This is a genomic window from Microcystis aeruginosa NIES-2549, from assembly GCF_000981785.2.
GTDB classification, from domain to species: Bacteria; Cyanobacteriota; Cyanobacteriia; order Cyanobacteriales; family Microcystaceae; genus Microcystis; species Microcystis aeruginosa_C.
In genome coordinates, this window is record NZ_CP011304.1 from 2,966,442 (window position 1) to 2,987,162 (window position 20,721).

The following is a 20,721-nucleotide window of genomic DNA, read 5'->3' on the forward strand; positions in this document are numbered from 1 at the left end:
CCGTTTGAAGATAAAATCAGATAGACTTCGTATTGTCGCTGCCAACAGAGTAACCCATGCCAATAATGAAAGCCCTTGCTAATCATAAAATCGTTATTACAGCTACATTTACCAGTGAACCAGTGGAGGATTCCCTGTCATATTGGCTCAAAAAAATAGGATTTCCTTATTCAATAGAATTTGCTCAGTACAATCAAGTCTTTCAAGAATTACTCAATCCTGCTAGTCTTTTAGCGACTAATCAAAATGGGGTTAATGTGATTCTGGTTAGGTTTGAAGACTGGGAAGGAAGTAAAAACAAGGCCGAATTGACCTTAGAGCAAACCCTTAGAGACTTTGGTAATGCCTTGAAAACGGCGACAATGCGCTCACCAATTCCCTATTTAGTCTGTGTCTGTCCCCCCTCTCCAACCCATGATACAACGTTCAATAGTTTACATGAGAAATTACAAGAACAATTAGACCGTGATCTCCAGAATATCCCTAGCATATATCTAATTAAAAGTCAAGCATTACTCAAGACTTATCCTGTACAAGAGTATTATGATCCTTATGGAGAAGAACTAGGAAATATTCCCTATACCTTGGCTTTTTTTGCGGCTTTGGGGACAATATTAGCGCGAAAAATCTTAGCCTTGATAAACTCTCCTTACAAAGTGATTGTCCTTGACTGCGACAATACATTATGGCATGGGGTTTGTGGAGAAGATGGAGTTAAGGGAGTGAAAATTGATGCTCCATTTCGAGCTTTACAAGAATTTATCATCGCACAGCAAGCAGCAGGAAAGTTAATCTGTTTATGTAGTAAGAATCAACCAGAGGATGTCTTTGCCGTTTTTGAAGGACATCCCGATATGTTGCTTAAGGAAAATCATTTAGTAAATTGGCGCATTAACTGGCAAGAAAAATCTCAGAATTTGCAGTCCTTAGCGGAGGAATTACAACTAGGATTAGATAGCTTTATTTTTATTGATGATAATCCGGTTGAGTGTGCGGAAGTTAGAGCAAACTGTCCAGAAGTTTTGACATTACAACTTCCTGAAAATTGCGATCATATTCCAAAATTTTTAGAACATATTTGGGCTTTTGATCAACTCAAAACCACTCAAGAAGACCGACAAAGAACTAATCTTTATCAACAGAATATTCAGCGTCAGAATTTACAAAAATATTCCCTTTCTTTTGAGGATTTTCTCGGCCAACTCAACTTAGAAATAGAGATTTCCCCGATGCAAACGGAGGAATTGACGCGAGTTGCCCAACTTACTCAACGTACTAACCAATTTAACTTAACAACTATCCGACGCTCAGAATCCCAAATTCAAAAACTTTGTGGTCTAGGGGAATTAGACTGTCGAGTGGTTAAAGTAAAAGATCGTTTTGGGGATTATGGTTTAGTTGGTTTGCTATTATTTACTGCTCAAGAAAAATCCCTGATTGTCGATACATTTTTGCTCAGTTGTCGAGTATTGGGTCGCGGTGTAGAACATAAAATGTTAGCTTATTTGGGTACAATTGCTCAACAAAAAGGGTTAGAACAACTCAAACTTATTTATAAACCTACCCCCAAAAATCAACCAATTTGGGATTTTTTAAGGACTGTTGGTCAAGAATTTCAGCAGGAAAAAGAGGAGAGATATTTATTTAATTTTCCTAGTTATATTGCGTCTAAAGTTAATTTCACTCCTCTCGGTGATGAACATAAAATAGCTACTAAAAATTCATCTAAAACAGTTAAGAGAATTATCCGATCAGAGTTTTTTGAAGAGATTGGAAATAACTTATATGATGCTCAACTAATTCTGCGAAAAATTAATTCTCAAAACCAGCGTCAACGGACTCAGTTAGACACAGAATTTATTGCTTCTCGTACTCCTCTAGAAAAAGTGATTGCTTCTCTATTCGCAGAAGTCCTTAAACTTGACAGAGTGGGGAGAGATGACGATTTTTTTGAGCTTGGTGGTGATTCAATTCGGGGAGCAATTCTAATTAATAAACTGCAAGCACAACTAAACGAAATTATTCACTTTATTGTTTTATTTGACAGAAAGACTGTTAAGGAATTAGCCAGATATATAGAGGAACATTATCCAAAAGCAGTTACCAAAATACTAGGTAAAGAAAGAACCGAAATTAACAACCTACCACAAGAGCGCATTGCTGAAGCTAAAGTGTTACAAATGCGCTCCCTAATTCCTGCTCTTAGCAGCCCAATAGATGATGACAATAGCAAAAATCCACCAGCTATATTTATCCTTTCTCCTTATCGTAGCGGTTCCACCTTACTCCGCGTTATCTTAGGAGGAAATCCACAGCTTTTTGCACCTCCAGAATTGGAACTACTAGGGTTTAATACCCTTGGGGAAAGAAAGGCGAAATTTTCTGGCCGTTACAACTTCTGGATGGAAGGAACAATTCGCACCATCATGGAAATTAAGGGGTGTAATGCTGAAAAAGCGATCGCAATTATGGAAGAATTAGAAGAGAAAAATCTGACTAGCAAACAGTTTTACCGTCTTCTACAGGGATGGTTGGGAGATAAAATCTTAGTGGATAAAACTCCATCCTATTCTCTAGATTTAGAAACTCTAAAACGAGCAGAAATAAATTTTGATAACCCTCTATATATTCATCTGGTGCGTCATCCTTTAGGAATGATTAACTCTTATGAAGAAGCTAAAATTGAGCAAATATTTCCCTATCAAAATCCTTTCAATAATCGAGAACTTGCCGAACTCGTTTGGCTGATTAGCCATCAAAATATCTGCGAATTTTTACAACAAGTTTCTCCCCAACGTCAGTATCAAGTTAAATTTGAAGACATCGTTAAGCAGCCACAAAAAACCCTAGAGAGTTTATGTCAGTTTTTAGGAGTAGAATTTAATCCTGATATGCTGCAACCCTACCAAGAGAAAAAGCAGCGCATGACTGACGGTATTTATGCCGAATCTAGAATGCTAGGAGATGTAAAATTTCATCAACATCAAAGCATTAATCCTAACACCATTGAGCAATGGAAAGATTACTACAACACTGACTTTTTAGGTAATGTAACTTGGCAACTAGCAGAGTCTTTTGGCTATCCGAAAAATAACAATAATATCCCCCAAATTAGTCGAGAAAATCCCGCCGAACCTCAGACTTTTCCAGTTTCTTTTGCTCAACAGAGACTATGGATTTTAGCGCAATTAGAACCAGACAGCCCTTTTTACAATATGTTTAAAGCGGTTCATCTTCAGGGACGTATAAATATAGAAATTTTAGAACGCAGCCTCAACGAAATTGTCCATCGTCACGAAATTCTACGCACTAATTTTAAGGAAGTAACAGAAACTCCAGTACAGGTAATTGCTCCCCGCGCAACTCTGAAAATTTCGGTTGTGGACCTACAAGGATTATCAGGACAAGAACAGTCACAACAATTACAACTTTTAGCAACTGAGGATCAATTACAACCTTTTGACCTGACTACGGGAATATTGCTAAGAGTCACCTTAGTGCAACTTAAATCAGAATCATCAGCTTTGTTATTGACCATGCACCACATTATTAGTGATGGTTGGTCAATGGGAGTATTGCTCAAAGAATTGTCAAGTTTATATCAAGGATTTTTGCTTGATGATGGTTCTGTTCTCTCAGAATTGCCGATTCAATATGCCGATTTTACAATTTGGCAACGGCAATGGTTACAAGGAGAAACTCAAGGTTTTATCACCATCCAAAACCAAATTAATTACTGGAAACAACAGTTAGCCGCAGCCCCTCCTTTGCTAGAATTACCTACGGACAGACCCCGTCCCTCTGTGCAAACTTTCCGAGGTGGATGTTTTTCCTTCCAGTTAGATGCCAAACTGACAGCATCTCTAAAAGAACTCAGCCACAAATCAGCAACTACCCTATTTATGACGTTGATGGCGGCTTATGTTACTCTATTATTCCGCTATAGTGGTCAAGATGATATTCTGGTAGGAACACCGATTGCTAATCGCAACTATCAAGAATTAGAAGGATTAATTGGCTTTTTTGTCAATACCCTAGTGATGCGAACTCGCTTAGAAGGTAATCCCAGTTTTGAAGAATTATTAAGACAAGTGCGTTCTGTTTGTACGAATGCTTATGCTAACCAAGACGTTCCTTTTGAGCAGATTATCGAAACTTTGCAAATAGAGCGCAGTCTTAGTCACAGTCCTTTGTTTCAGGTGATGTTTGTTTTACAAAATGTGGCAATGGAGGAATTAGAAAATCCTGAGTTAAAAATATCGCATCTACCTCTAGATAATGTTAACGCCAAGTTTGATATCACCTTACAAATGTGGGAAACAAATACAGAAGAAGGCAACTCTCTCCAAGGATTTTGGCAATATAATACAGATTTATTTGATCAAAACACAATTGCTCGCATGACTGGTCATTTTCAGACATTATTAGAGACAATTGTTACTAATCCGCAAGAGTCGGTAGGAACCTTGCCATTACTAACAAAAAAAGAGCGTTATCAACTGTTATTAGAATGGAATAATACTGATACACCATACAGTTATACTCAGTGTATTCATCAGTTATTTGAAGAGCAGGTAAAACGGACTCCTGATGCTGTAGCTGTAGTATTTAAAGGTGAAAAATTAACCTATAATGAGTTAAATCATCGAGCTAATCAGTTAGCGCATTATTTGCAATCTTTGGGAGTAAAACCTGATCAATTAGTGGGGATTTGTCTTGAGCGTTCTTTAGAGATGATTGTGGGGTTATTGGGGATATTAAAAGCGGGTGCTGCTTATGTTCCTCTTGACCCAGAATATCCGATTGAACGGTTAAGCTTCATGTTAGAAGATGCTCAATTATCAGTGCTGTTAACGCAACAAAAGCTAGGAGAAACTCTACCTCAACATCAAGCGCAGATTATTTATTTAGATACCGACTGGGAAAAAATTGCCGAAAACAGCCATTCCAATCTAGAAAACAGGGTCACTCCAGATAACTTAGCTTATGTTATTTACACTTCCGGTTCCACAGGTAAACCGAAAGGGGTGTTAGTCAATCACTCCAATGTCGTGCGATTATTTGCCGCTACAGATGCTTGGTATAATTTTAGTAGTCAAGATGTCTGGACTCTATTTCATTCCTACGCTTTTGACTTTTCGGTGTGGGAAATGTGGGGAGCTTTGTTATATGGTGGACGCTTGGTAGTTGTCCCCTACTTAATAACTCGTTCCCCCGAAGCATTTTATCAGCTATTATGTCAAGAAAAAGTAACAATTCTTAATCAAACTCCTACCGCTTTCCGTCAGTTAATTCAAGCTGAAGAATCCTTAAAAGGAAGTTTTCCCCCCTTATCAAGGGGGGTTAGGGGGGATCGTTCATCGACAACAGATAACGATTTAAGCTTACGTTTAGTTATTTTTGGAGGAGAAGCTTTAGAAATTAACAGCTTACAACCTTGGTTTCAGCGCCATGGCGACCAATGCCCCCAATTAGTTAATATGTACGGAATTACAGAAACTACCGTTCATGTCACCTATCGACCATTAAGTATGACCGACTTGGATAGTACAGCTAGTGTGATTGGTCGTCCCATTCCCGACTTACAAGTATATTTACTAGACCAACATTTACAACTTGTACCGGTTGGTGTACCTGGGGAGATGTATGTGGGGGGTGCAGGAGTAACAAAAGGTTATCTCAATCGTCCTGAATTAACAACAGAAAGGTTTATTTCTAGTCCTTTTGAGAAGGATGAAGTGATCCCCCCAACCCCCCTTAATAAGGGGGGCAATGAGCCGTCAAAATTATATAAAACGGGAGATTTAGCCCGTTATTTACCTAAGGGAGAATTAGAATATTTAGGACGCATTGATAATCAAGTTAAGATTCGGGGTTTTCGGATTGAGTTGGGGGAAATCGAAGCATTATTAGCATCTCATCCCCAGATTTGGGAAACAGTAGTAATAGTGAGGGATGATACAACAGGAGATAAGCGTCTTGTGGCCTACATTGTGCCACAATCGGAAAAAATAATTACCATTAACGAAATACGGCAATTTCTGAAAGCTAAATTACCCAGTTACATGATACCTAATGCTTTCGTTATTTTAGATGCCTTACCCCTTACTGCTAATGGAAAAATAGATCGTCGAGCTTTACCACCACCAGAATCTAGTAGTGAACCATCAGAAAAATATGTTGCTCCGCGTAACCCGATCGAGGATATATTAGTAACTGTTTGGTCAGAAGTGCTAAAAGTCGAGAAAGTGGGTATAAATGATAACTTCTTTGAGTTGGGAGGACATTCCCTACTAGCCACTAAATTAGTAGCACAGATACGCAATCGCTTGAAAGTTGAACTTCCCTTACGTCAGTTATTCAACTCGGCCACACTAGCAGAATTAGCCCAAGGGATTGAACAGTTAAAACAGGAAAAATCCGCTCCCATCGTTCCAGCCATTTTACCAAGAAAAAGAAAATGAATTTTGAAGAATTACCTTTATCTTATGCCCAACAGCGTTTATGGTTCTTAGATCAATTAGAACCAAACAGTCCCTTTTATAATATTTCCCTGGCCTTGCATTTAGCAGGAAATCTCCAGGTAGATGTCCTCGAAAAAAGCCTACAAGAAATTATTCAGCGCCATGAGTCCCTCCGCACAAATTTCGCCACTATTGAGGGAAATCCTGTACAAATAATCAAACCAGAAAGTAATTGGCAATTAACGCTTGTCAATGGGAAAGACAGCCCAAAATATCGAGAAGAGCAGGAAATAAAAAAATGGCTAGAAATTCACAGCCATCAACCCTTTGATTTGGCCAATGACTCCCTAATTAGAGTCACCCTACTTAAGTTATCAGACACAGAACATTTTTTGCTGATTTGTCTGCACCATATTGTCTCTGATGGTTGGTCAATGGGGGTATTTATTGAGGAATTGACAACCCTTTATAATGCCTATACTAAAGGTTTAGAACCTCTTTTACAAGAGTTACCAATCCAGTACGCAGATTTTGCAATTTGGCAAAGGGAATATTTACAGGGAGAAATCCGACAAAATCAGTTAAATTACTGGCAAAAACAGTTAGCAGCAGCACCCGCTTTATTACATCTACCTACGGATTATCCCCGTCCTCTACAACAAAGTTTTCAGGGAGATCGGATAAAATGTATCCTTTCTCCAGAACTTAGTCAAGGCTTAAATAAGCTGAGTCGGGAAAAAGGTGTCACCTTATTTATGACCCTCCTGACCGCATTTAAGGTCCTACTCTATCGTTACACAGGACAAACAGACATTTTAGTCGGTACTCCCATCGCTAACCGTACTCGTAGTGAATTAGCTGGGTTAATCGGCTTTTTTGTCAATACCTTAGTCTTAAGAACAGATTTAGCCAGAAATCCCAGTTTTAGCGAGTTATTAAAACAGGTACGAGAAACAGCAACGGATGCTTACGACCATCAAGATTTACCTTTTGAGATGTTAGTAGAGGCCCTACAACCTGAAAGAAACATGAGTTATACTCCTTTGTTTCAGGTGATGTTTGGGTTAGATAATGAAATTGTAGATAGCATAGATTTAGAAGGAATAAAAGCCACTCGTCAGCCTTTAGAATTTAAGACATCTAAGTTTGACTTAAGTTTATCTATACAGGTAAAAGAAGCTGGATTAACTGCGATTTGGGAATATAATACAGATCTGTTTGACAAAAGCACAATTGAGCGACTATCAGAGCATTTTGTTAACCTATTAACTGGGATCATTGCTAATCCAGAACAAGTAATTGGTCAATTACCTTTACTAACAAAAAGCGAGAGTAATCAGTTATTATTTGATTGGAATCAGACTAAAATTGACTACAAAAATGATTTATGTCTGCATCAGTTGTTTGAACAACAAGTAAAACAGAATCCACAGGCGATCGCTGTTAGACTAGAAGATGAATTTTTAACCTACGATGAGTTAAACTGTAAGGCTAATCAGTTAGCCCATTACCTACAATCTTTAGGGGTAAAATCCGAGAGTTTAGTCGGGATTTTTGTTGAACGTTCCCTAGACATGATTATCGGAATCCTGGGAATACTTAAAGCAGGGGGAGCTTACGTTCCTTTAGATATTAATTATCCAAAAGAGCGAATTACCTATATTCTTGAAGATACTCAACTTAGTATTCTCCTGACTCAATCACAACTTCTGGAACAATTACCAGCATTTCAAGGAACAACCATCTGTTTAGACCAAGACTGGTCAACAATTGCCAAACAGAGTACAGTTAACCCTTTGGTAGCAGTTGAGCAGCACAATTTAGCCTATCTTATCTACACCTCTGGCTCCACAGGTCAACCCAAAGGGGTAATGATTGAACATCGCTCAGTAGTCAACTATATACTGACTACTATTCGAGAGTATGGTATTACCTCAGAGGATCAAATTCTGCAATGTTCCTCTATCTGCTTTGATGCTTCCGTTGAAGAAATCTTTGTTAGTTTGTTATCGGGTGCGACCTTGGTATTGCGAACAGAAGAGATGTTGCGCTCTAGTGAGGATTTTTGGCAATGTTGTCAAAAATGGCAATTAACAGTTTTGGGTATTCCTACTGCCTATTGGCATCAATTAGCCTCTGAATTAACCCCTGATACCCTGCCAATTCTCTCAAAGATTAAACTAATTGTCATTGGTGGGGAAGCTATTCAACCGGCAAAAGTACAGCAATGGCAAACAATCACAGGCCAATATTCCCCTCTTCCTCGACTATTCAATGCTTACGGACCAACAGAAGCAACCATTGCGGCGACTTTCTCCGAATTTACTTCACCAACTATAACCAATATTCCCATTGGGCGACCCATCAGTAATACTCAGGTTTATATTCTTGATGCTTGCTTACAACCTGTTCCTGTGGGGGTAGCTGGAGAATTACATATTGGTGGTATGGGATTAGCGCGGGGTTATTTTAATCGTCCAGAATTAACTCAAGAGAAATTTATCCCTAATTCTTTTGAGAAGGATGAAGTGATCCCCCCAACCCCCCTTAATAAGGGGGGCAATGAGCCGTCAAAATTATATAAAACGGGAGATTTATGTCGGTATTTACCCGACGGTAATATTGAGTATTTAGGACGGATTGACAATCAAGTAAAAATTCGGGGTTTTCGCATTGAATTGGGAGAAATTGAAACCGTTCTTAGTCAGCACAATGCAGTAAAAACGGCTGTTGTTATTGCCCAAGAAGATGAGACAAATCAGAAACGTTTAGTCGCCTATATTATTCCCAAAATAGAGATTATTTCCGCCCCAAAAGAGGAAAATTCGCTTAATGTTACTGAACTGCGGCAATTCCTGAAAGCCAAGTTACCAGAGTATATGATTCCTAGTGCCTTTGTCATTTTGGAATCCCTACCCTTAACGCCCAATGGTAAGATCGATCATCGTGCTTTACCGGCTCCCGAATTCCAAAGCCAAGAGCAGTATATCGCGCCGCGTAACCCCATTGAGGAGATATTATCCTCGATTTGGGCAAAAGTGCTAAAAGTTGCACAGGTGGGAATTCACGACAACTTCTTTGAGTTAGGTGGACATTCATTATTAGCAACGCAACTAATTTCGCGCATCCGTGAGGCTTTTCAGGTAGAAATGCCCTTACGCGAGTTATTTGTTGCACCGACAATCGCCGAATTGTCCCAAGAAATAAAACGGCTTTCCGAAGGAGAACAACTAACTGAACTGCCGATTTTACCCAGGGACAAAGCAGCAGAATTACCCTTATCTTTTGCTCAGACTCGTCTCTGGTTTTTGGCTGAATTTGAGTCGAATAGTTCTTTTTATAATATCCCCCTAGCCTTGCGTTTAGAGGGAACTTTAAACTCAGAAATCTTAATCCAGAGTTTAGAAGAAATTTGTGATCGCCACGAAGCTTTACGCACCAACTTTATTACCGTTGATGGTATCCCTACCCAGGTTGTACAAGCACGAAACTGGACAGTTACGGTTGTTGATTTACAGCATTTATCTGGTAGTGAAAAAGTAATTGCCTCCCAAGAGTTAGCACAAAATCAAGCGATTCAACCCTTTGACTTAGCTCGTGAACCCTTAATCAGAATCACTTTAGTGGTGTTATCTGAAACGGAACATCTCTTATTAGTCTGTATGCACCACATTGTCAGTGATGGCTGGTCAATGGGGGTATTTCTTCAGGAACTAACCGCCCTCTATAATGCCTATATTCAGGGTTTATCTTCGCCTCTAAATCCCCTATCTATCCAGTATGGAGATTTTACCCTTTGGCAAAGACAATGGCTGCAGGGAGAGGTATTGCAACAGCAACTAGACTACTGGCAAAAACAGTTAGCCGGCGCACCGGCCCTCCTATCTTTACCAACAGATAGACCTCGACCCAATCAACAAAGTTTTGCTGGGGGACATTTACCCTTTAGCCTTTCCCTAGAATTAACCGAAAAACTGACCCAATTAACCCAGGAACAGGGTGTCACCTTATTTATGACCCTGTTAACAGCTTATGCTGTCTTACTTTACCGTTATACAGAACAGGAAGACATCTTAATTGGTACTCCCATTGCTAACCGTAATCGCAGTGAACTTGAAGGTTTAATCGGCTTTTTTGTCAATACTTTGGTTCTGCGAATTGACTTGTCAGGTAAGCCCAATTTTAATCAGTTATTGGGTCGAGTACGGGAAATGGCAATGGATGCCTATGCTCATCAGGATTTGCCCTTTGAAATGTTAGTAGAAGTCCTACAACCTGAACGAGATTTAAGTCACGCGCCTTTATTTCAAGTGGATTTTCTGCTGCAAAATAGTCCTCCGTCTCCCTTGGAACTAACAGGCTTAACTGCCACTCCCCTCACCACGGAAAATGAGACCGCCAAATTTGATCTAACCCTGGCGATGGAGAATACTGGTGCAGAATTAAAAGGGGTATGGGAATATAATACCGATTTATTTGATCGCAGCACCATTGAGCGATTAACAGGAAATTTCATCACCCTACTAGAAGCATTAGTTGTTAACCCGCAGCAGCCAATCTTTCAACTACCATTATTAACCGAAGTAGAGGCAAAAGAATTATTAAAAGACTGGAATGCCACCGAAAAAGAATATCCTTTACATCAGTGTATTCATCATTTATTTGAAGAACAAGCAGCACGAACACCAGCTGCAGTAGCAGTGGTCTTTGAAGGTCAAGAATTAACCTATCAAGAATTAAATATCCAGGCGAATCAATTAGCCCATTATTTACAATCTTTGGGGGTAAATTCAGAAGTTTTAGTTGGTATTTATCTAGAGCGGTCGCTGTTAGTTATTGTCGGATTATTGGCAGTTCTCAAAGCTGGAGGAGCCTATATACCTTTAGATCCAGATTATCCCCAGCAACGGTTGACTTATATGGCAGAAGATGCCCAAATTTCTCTACTGCTAACTCAAGAAAGTTTACTCGATTCTTTGCCAGTAGAAGATCTAGGGGTAATTGTCTTAGATAAATTAGCCGAAAAATTGACGGTTCAAAGTCCAGAAAATCCCCTCAGTGAAGTGGTTCCAGAAAATCTACTATGCCTATTATATACATCTGGTTCAACCGGTAAACCTAAAGGAGTGATGTTAACTCACGCAGCCTTAGTTAATCATAGTTGGGGCATTAGTGAAGTATTCGGTTTAACAGAATCTGATCGCGTTTTACAGTTTGCTTCCTTTGGTTTTGATGTCGCCGCCGAAGAAATTTTCCCCACCTGGTTAAAAGGTGGCACAGTGGTCTTAAGACCAGGGCAAATGTTCCCAACTTTGACTGATTTTGCCGATTTTATCGAACAAGAAAGCCTCACCGTTTTAAATATTACCCCCGCCTATTGGCATGAATGGGCAATCGCCGTTTCCCAATCATTAGCTACTGTACCATCCAGTCTGCGAGTTGTGGCCGTGGGAGGGGATGCAGTGTTACCAGAAACCGTCAATATTTGGCGACAAATGGTCGGGAAACGGGTTGAATGTATTAATGTCTATGGCCCCACAGAAGCGTCTGTAACCGCCATAGTTCATGACTTGCTAGATTATCAGTCAGAGAAAATCAATTCAGTGCTGATTGGTCGTCCTATTGCTAACACAAAAGCATACATACTAGATCAAAATCTGCAACCTGTACCCATTGGAGTTAAGGGAGAATTGCATCTATGCGGTGTTCGTTTAGCGCGGGGTTATCTGAATCGTCCCGAATTGACTGCTGAAAAATTTATTGACAATCCCTTTGCTAATGCAGCTTTCAATCGGTTGTATAAAACGGGAGATTTAGCGCGTTATTTACCCGATGGTAATATTGAATGTTTTGGCCGGATTGACAATCAGGTTAAAATTCGCGGATTCCGTATTGAGTTAGGAGAAATTGAAGCGGTACTTAACCAAAATATTGATGTACAAACATCTTGTGTGATTATTCGGGAAGATACTCCGGGGGATAAATATTTAGTCGCCTACATAGTAGCTCATTACGAACGCATACCGATGATTAGTGAACTGCGTCAGTTTCTGTCCAGTAAATTGCCTCTGTATATGGTTCCTCAAGCTTTTGTTTTTCTGGAATCTTTACCCCTTACTACTAATCGTAAGGTAGATCGTCGCGCTTTACCCGCACCAGATAAAATAGGAAATCGCCGGGATCAATATGTAGCACCACGCAATGGAATTGAGGAGATGTTGGTGCAAATTTGGACAGAAATACTCAAAATAGAGCAAGTGGGAATTTATGATAATTTCTTTGAAATTGGCGGCCATTCTCTCCTCGCAACTCAATTAGTTTCTCGGATTCGGAGTTTATTTAAAATAGAACTACCTTTGCGGAGTTTATTTGCAGCAGCTACGGTAGCCGAATTAGCGCATCTTATTGGACAATTACAGCAGCAAAATCTCACTCTAACAGTACCCCCGATTTTACCGAGAACTAAGGATACAGAACTACCTCTATCTTTTGCTCAACAGCGTTTATGGTTTTTAGATCAATTGCAACCAAATAGCGCTTTATACAATATACCGATGGTGTTGCATTTCCGAGGCAACCTCAATCAAAAGGCCTTAGAACAAAGTTTACGAGAAATCTGTGATCGCCATGAAGTATTACGGACTAATTTTGTCACGATTGATGGACAACCGACTCAGATTATTCAAACAACAAGGGAGACAATATCGGTCGTTGATTTACAAGATTTACCCATCCATGAACAAGAAGAAAAAACAGAGCAATTAAAGCAAAAACAAGCCACTCAACCCTTTGATTTAGCCAAAGAATCCTTAATCAGAATCACTTTAGTGGTGCTATCGGAGACGGAACATCTCTTATTAGTGTGTATGCACCACATTATTAGTGATGGTTGGTCAATAGAAGTATTTATTCACGAATTGACCACCTTATACAATGCTTATGTGCAGAATCATCCCGCAAATTTAGCTCCTTTACCGATTCAGTATGCAGATTTTGCAGTTTGGCAAAAACAATGGTTACAAGGGGATGTCCTACAAAGTCAATTAAATTACTGGCAAAATCAACTAACAGCTGCACCCCCTTTATTATCGCTTCCCACAGACCACCCTCGGCCTGCGGTGCAAAGCTTTGTCGGTACTCAGCAAGAATTTTCCCTTTCCCCCAAACTTAGCCAAGCTTTGACCGAATTGAGTCGCCAACAAGGGGTGACATTATTTATGACGCTGTTGGCTGCTTTTGATGCTTTATTGTATCGTTATACAGGGTCAAGTGATATTTTAGTAGGAACTCCCATCGCTAACCGGAATCGCGGTGAAATTGAGGGTTTAATCGGCTTCTTTGTTAATACTTTAGTGATGCGGACGGATTTATCAGATAATCCGAGTTTTAGTCAGTTATTAACCCGGGTTCGGGAAGTGACAATGGATGCTTATGCACACCAAGACTTACCCTTTGAAATGTTAGTCGAAGCGTTGCAACCAGAACGGGATTTGAGCCATACTCCCCTATTTCAAGTCGCTTTTGTCCTGCAAAATACACCTAAGTCTGAGATTGGAATGACGGGATTAACGGTGACAGATTTGCCACCGGAAAATACTACAGCTAAATTTGATTTAACCTTAGCTATGGTTAACACCGATGATGGCTTAAAAGGTGTCTGGGAATATAATACTGATTTGTTTGAGAGTAGCACTATTGAGCGATTATCTGGGCATTTTCTCAACTTATTAGGGGGAATTGCGGCCAATCCTCAAGCGCGGATTTCCCAATTACCCTTACTGACAGAAAGTGAGACTAATCAGTTATTAATTGAGTGGAACAATACTCAAGTTGACTATCCTGAGTATAAGTGTATTCATCAATTATTTGAGGAACAGGTAAAACGCACACCCGACGCGGTAGCGGTGGTCTGTTCAGATCAACAATTAACCTACAATGAATTAAATTGTCGTGCTAATCAATTAGCTCATTACCTGCAAAAATTAGTAGTAAAACCAGATGAATTAGTGGGGATTTGTCTAGAGCGTTCCTTAGACATGATTGTGGGATTATTGGCTATTCTTAAAGTCGGTGGAGCTTATGTTCCTATTGACCCAGATTATCCCCAAGAACGCATTAGCTTCATGCTCCAAGATACCCAAGTTAAAATAATATTAACCTGCGAATCTTTACAGAATTCCTTGCCAAATCATCAGACTATTGTTATCTGTTTAGACAAAGATTGGGAACAAATTAATCAGGCAAGTCCGGAGAATCTGAACAGCACAGTTTCTGCGGATAATTTAGCCTACGTTATTTATACTTCTGGTTCTACAGGAATACCCAAGGGTGTTATCGTCACTCATCAAGCAGTTAATCGACTGGTATTAAATACTAATTACATCCAGTTTACTCCTGATGACCGCGTTGTTCAAGCGTCTAATATTGCTTTTGATGCCGCTACTTTTGAAATTTGGGGGGCTTTACTTAACGGTGCTAAGATTGTTATTATCGCTAAATCAGTTTTGCTCTCACCCCAAGAATTGGCACTAAGCTTAAAGGAAAATCGGATTAGTGTCTTATTTTTAACCACAGCACTTTTTAATCAGTTAGCCAATTTAGTTCCGCAAGCTTTTAGTAGCTTACGCTGCTTACTATTTGGGGGTGAAGCAGTTGAACCAAAATGGGTACAAGAGGTACTAGAAAAAGGTGCGCCACAACGGTTGCTTCATGTCTATGGTCCAACGGAAAATACAACGTTTTCTTCCTGGTATTTAGTGGAAAACGTAGCTTCTACAGCCACAACTATTCCCATTGGTAAAGCGATTGCCAATACCCAAATCTATTTGCTGGATAAAAATCTCCAACCTGTCCCGATTGGTGTAGTAGGAGAATTACATATTGGTGGCGCAGGATTAGCCAAAGGTTATCTCAATCGTCCCCAATTAACCCAAGAAAAATTTATTCCTAATCCTTTTGAGAAGGATGAAGTGATCCCCCCAACCCCCCTTAATAAGGGGGGCAATGAGCCGTCAAAATTATATAAAACGGGAGACTTAGCCCGTTATTTACCCGATGGTAAAATCGAATATTTAGGACGCATTGACAATCAAGTAAAACTTCGCGGCTTCCGTATTGAATTAGGAGAAATTGAGGCCTTACTCAACCAAAATGAGGCGGTACAGTCTTCTTGTGTGATTGTTCGTGAAGATAATCTAGGGGATAAACGCTTAGTTGCTTACGTTGTACCGCAACCCGAAATCCACCTGACAATTAACGAAATACGGCAATTTTTGCGAGCAAAATTACCCGATTATATGGTTCCTACTGCGTTTGTCCTTCTTGATACTTTCCCCTTAACTCCCAATGGCAAAATCGACCGCCGTGCTTTACCTGTTCCCGATTTACAGAGCCAAGGTGAATATATAGCCCCCCGTAATCCCATTGAAGAAAAAATGGCGCAGATTTGGGCTGAGGTACTGAAATTAGAACGAGTCAGTATTGAGGATAATTTCTTTGAATTAGGGGGACATTCTCTGTTGGCGACTCAAGTTATTTCTCGATTACAGGAAACCTTTGAGATTGTTGTTCCCTTGCGTTATCTGTTTGAATCCCCAACCATTGCTCAGTTAAGTGGGGTAATTTTAAAAGAACTGCAAACAGGTTTAGGGTCAAAGCTACCATCAATTGTCCCCGTTAATCGAGAGGAGGACATTCCCCTATCCTGGGCCCAGGAACGTCTCTGGTTTGTGAATCAATTAGAAGGAGAAAGTGGGGCTTATACTATTGATTTAACGATGCGTTTGCGCGGAAATCTCAATGTTAAAGCCTTAGAAAAAGCTTTCCAGGCAATTATTCAACGCCATGAACCCCTACGGACTCAATTTAAACTCAAAGATAACAAACCAATACAAGCGATCGATCCTAATGTAACCTTCACCTTACCAGTTGTTAATCTGCAAAACCTCAGTCATTCTGAGCAACAGGTAAAAAACCTGTTATTAGCAGCAGCATCCGAACCCTTTGATCTCGAATCAGGGTCAGTATTACGAGTCAAATTATGGCAAGTCAAGACAGAGGAATATGTACTATTATTAGCTATTCATCATATTGCGGCGGATGGTTGGTCATTAGGTGTTTTAGTTGACGAATTATCGGTCTATTATCGAAGTTTCTGCACCGGTACAAAAGCAGATTTACCTGATTTATCAATACAGTATGCTGACTTTGCCGTGTGGCAGCGTCAATGGTTAACTAATGAAGTATTAGACCGTCAATTAAGCTACTGGAAGCAACAATTAACCGGGGTTCCCCTACTACACCAACTTCCCACAGACCGTCCCCGGCCAGCAATCCAAAGTTTTCGCGGTGGGACGGAGCGACTGCAACTAGATAGTCAACTAACGCAACAACTGAAAAAACTCAGTCAAGAGTCCGGTAGCACTCTCTTTATGACATTACTAGCGGGTTTTGCTGTGTTACTATCTCGTTATAGTCAACAAACAGATGTGGTAATTGGTTCACCAATTGCTAACCGTAACCGCACCGAAATTGAAGGGTTAATTGGCTTTTTTGTCAATACTTTAGTGTTAAGATTTAATTTATCTCAAGACCCGACCTTTGAAGATTTTCTCGCGCAAGTCAGACAAACTACTCAAAACGCTTACGACCATCAAGATTTACCCTTCGAGATGTTAGTCGAAAAATTACAAATTGAGCGTCATTTAGATCGTAATCCTTTAACACAGATAGTTTTTGCCCTTCAGAATGCTCCTAGTTCTCCCTGGGATTTACCCGGAGTAAACATTGAGGAGATACCATCAGGACTTGATTCAGTTAGGGTTGACTTAGAAGTTTACCTCTGGGATGCACCCGAAGGATTAGGCGGTTTTTGCTCTTATAACAGGGATTTATTTGATGCTGAAACTATTGTCCGTATGATGAATCATTTTACGACTTTGTTAGCGGCAATTGTGGAAAATCCCCGTCAATCATTAGCTTCACTACCCTTATTAAACCCAGAGGAAGAGTATCAACTATTAGAGGAGTGGAATGAGACAAAAGCAGATTACTCCTATAACAAGTGTATTCATCAATTAATTGAGGAACAAGCAGCGCGTACCCCTGATGCAGTAGCAGTAGTCTTTGAAAATCAACAGTTGACCTATGCAGAATTAAATAGTCGGGCCAATCAACTAGCTCACTATTTACGCTCTTTAGGTGTAGAAACCGAGGTAATAGTCGGTTTATGTGTAGAGCGCTCTTTAGACATGATTGTGGCATTAATAGGCATCCTTAAAGCCGGTGCTGCCTATCTACCCCTTGACCCAGAATATCCTCAAGAACGCTTACAATTTATGTTAGAGGATAGTCAAGTACCCTTATTACTAACCCAAAGTTCACTGATTGATAAACTCCCAAATCATCAAGCTAAAGCTGTATTTTTAGCTGAAATTTGGACAGAAATTAAACCAATGAACTGGGATAATTTGACGGGGAAGGTAACAGCTTCTAATTTAGCTAATGTGATTTATACTTCTGGTTCTACGGGTAAACCTAAAGGGGTGATGGTTGAACATCAAGGGTTATGTAACTTAGCTCTGGCGCAAATTCAGACTTTTGCTGTGTCTTCTCAGAGTCGAGTGCTTCAGTTTGCTTCTTTTAGTTTTGATGCCTGTATTTGGGAAGTTTTGATGGCTTTGGGAGCAGGAGCGGCACTTTATTTAGCAAGTAAAGACAATTTAATGCCCGGTTTACCCTTAATCAAGCAATTACGGGAGAATAAGATTACTCATATTACTCTACCGCCATCAGCTTTAGCGGTTCTGTCTTGGGAAAATCTTTCCTCTCTGCAAACTATTATTGTCGCCGGGGAAGCTTGTTCTCCTGAATTGGTGAAAAAATGGTCACAGGGACGAAGTTTCTTTAATGGTTATGGACCCACAGAAGGAAGTGTTTGTGCAACGGTAGCTAAATGTACGCCTGTTGATGCAAAAATAACTATTGGTCGGCCAATTCCTCATGTGCAGGTTTATATTTTAGACTCGCATTTACAACCGGTTCCTATCGGTGTACCGGGGGAATTACATATCGGAGGAGCAGGGGTAGCCAGAGGTTATTTGAATCGCCCAGAATTGACAGCAGAGAAATTTATCTATTTAGAAAACAAGGAACAGTTAAAAGGTAAACGTTTGTATAAAACAGGAGATTTAGCTCGTTATTTACCTGATGGAAAAATTGAATATCTGGGACGAATTGACAATCAGGTTAAAGTAAGGGGTTTCCGCCTTGAATTAGGGGAAATTGAAGCAGTTTTGAGCCAACATCCCCTAGTACAAGAAGCGGTTGTGATGGCTCGCGCTGATCAGGCAAGTGATCATGATTATGATCAGCTTAATACTAATTTGGTAGCCTACTTAGTTCCGGCTCTCAAGGGTCAAGTATTGCCCGAACAGCTTGCTCAATGGCAGAGTGAATATGTTAGTGATTGGCAAAAGATTTACGAAGAATCCTACAGTAAACCCCAACCTCAAACCGATGACCCCACTTTTAATATTAGTGGTTGGAATAGTAGTTATACGCGACAAGCTATTCCCGCAGCAGAAATGCAGGAATGGGTTGATCAGACGGTGAGCCGAATTTTAGGAAATCAACCACCACAACGAGTGTTAGAAATTGGTTGCGGAAGTGGATTATTGCTATTCCGTGTGGCGAAACATTGTCAGGAATATTGGGGAGCCGATTATTCCGCTGCTACTATTAATAACCTCGAACATTTATGTAGCACAATTGAGGGTTTAGAGGGCAAAGTAAGATTATTACACCGAACAGCCGATGATTTTACCGGCATTCCCCAAGCTACTTTTGATCGAGTAGTAATTAACTCTGTGGTTCAGTATTTCCCTAGTGTCGACTATCTATTACAAGTTATCGCAGGAGCAGTCAAGACGATTGCAGATCGGGGTAAGATTTTCTTAGGCGATATCCGTAGTTTGTCCTTACTAGAGCCTTACCATGCCGCGGTACAGTTAGCTCGCACTGAAGCTAATAAAACCCTTGAAGAATGGCAAAAACAGGTGAATCAAAGTGTAGCTACCGAAGAAGAATTGTTAATTGAACCTCAGTTCTTTATCGCGCTTAAACAACGCTTTCCGCGAATTTCTTGGGTAGAAATTGCACCGAAACGGGGTCAGGCTGACAATGAGTTAACCCAATTCCGCTATGATGTTACTTTACATCTGGATACTGATGGGCAAAAAACGACAATTCCTTGGCTAAATTGGCAGCGGGAGCGGTTTTCTTTAGGGCAACTACAAGATAAACTAAAACTGGAACAACCAGAATATTTAGGTATCAGAGATGTCCCCAATCAACGAGTACAAAAGGCACTACAAATTTTAGACTGTTTAGAAAATCCTCCAGGGGTAAAAACGGTGGGAGAATTGCGGCAATTGTTAGCAAAAAATACCGGAATAGGGATTAATCCTGAGCAAATGTGGCAACTGGGAGAACAGTTAGGTTACACTGTTCATCTCAGTTGGTGGGAAGGTAGTCAAGATGGTTCTTTCGATGTGGTTTTCTGTCGCCAGAATGCCATCCTAGAACCGATAATAAGTAAAGTTGATCAACAACCATACCCCAATTTTTGGAATGATGAGACGATTATTCCCAAATCCTGGACTGATTATACGAATAATCCTCTATATGGAAAATTAGTCCAGAAGTTAGTGCCACAGGTGCGGGAATTTGTCCAACAAAAGCTACCTAGTTATATGGTTCCCCAGGCTTTTGTTTTGCTTAATACCCTACCCTTGACTCCTAATGGTAAAGTAGATCGGCAGGCTTTGCCTACCCCCGATACAGCTACACGCAATTTAGCTACGGGATTTCTCGCACCTCGCACCCCGATTGAAACTCAAATGTCTCAAATTTGGAGTGAAGTTTTGGGAGTCGAACGTATTGGAATTAAGGATAATTTCTTTGAATTGGGAGGACATTCTTTGTTAGCAACTCAGGTTATCTCCCGTTCCCGCGATCTTTTCTCGGTGGAATTGTCTTTACAAAATTTGCTGGAATACCCAACTATCGCTAATTTAGCCCAAATCATCGAAGTTCTTACCGTTGCACCGGGAGAAACAGCTATGACTGAAAGCTTGGAAGATTATGAGGATGGTGAATTATAAAAACAGTTAAAGTTTTAGCTGATTTCAATAGTTTAGCAAGACAGTTAAAACGGCAAAGGACAAATATTGATCCTAGTCAATGGCAATCTGATGGA

2 protein-coding genes are annotated in these 20,721 nt (G+C 40.1%); both read left to right on the forward strand.

The genetic code is table 11. The features are described from left to right. Positions 1-65: 65 nt before the first annotated feature. Entirely contained in the window at positions 66-6,464 is a 6,399-nt protein-coding gene (locus myaer_RS21700; protein WP_201261996.1) for a non-ribosomal peptide synthetase, read from the forward strand. Beyond that, complete coding sequence (locus myaer_RS14625; protein ID WP_046662633.1) at positions 6,461-20,626, forward strand: non-ribosomal peptide synthetase; 14,166 nt, start codon at positions 6,461-6,463, stop codon at positions 20,624-20,626. Before myaer_RS21700 ends, myaer_RS14625 begins: the two co-directional genes overlap by 4 nt. Positions 20,627-20,721: the final 95 nt, after the last annotated feature.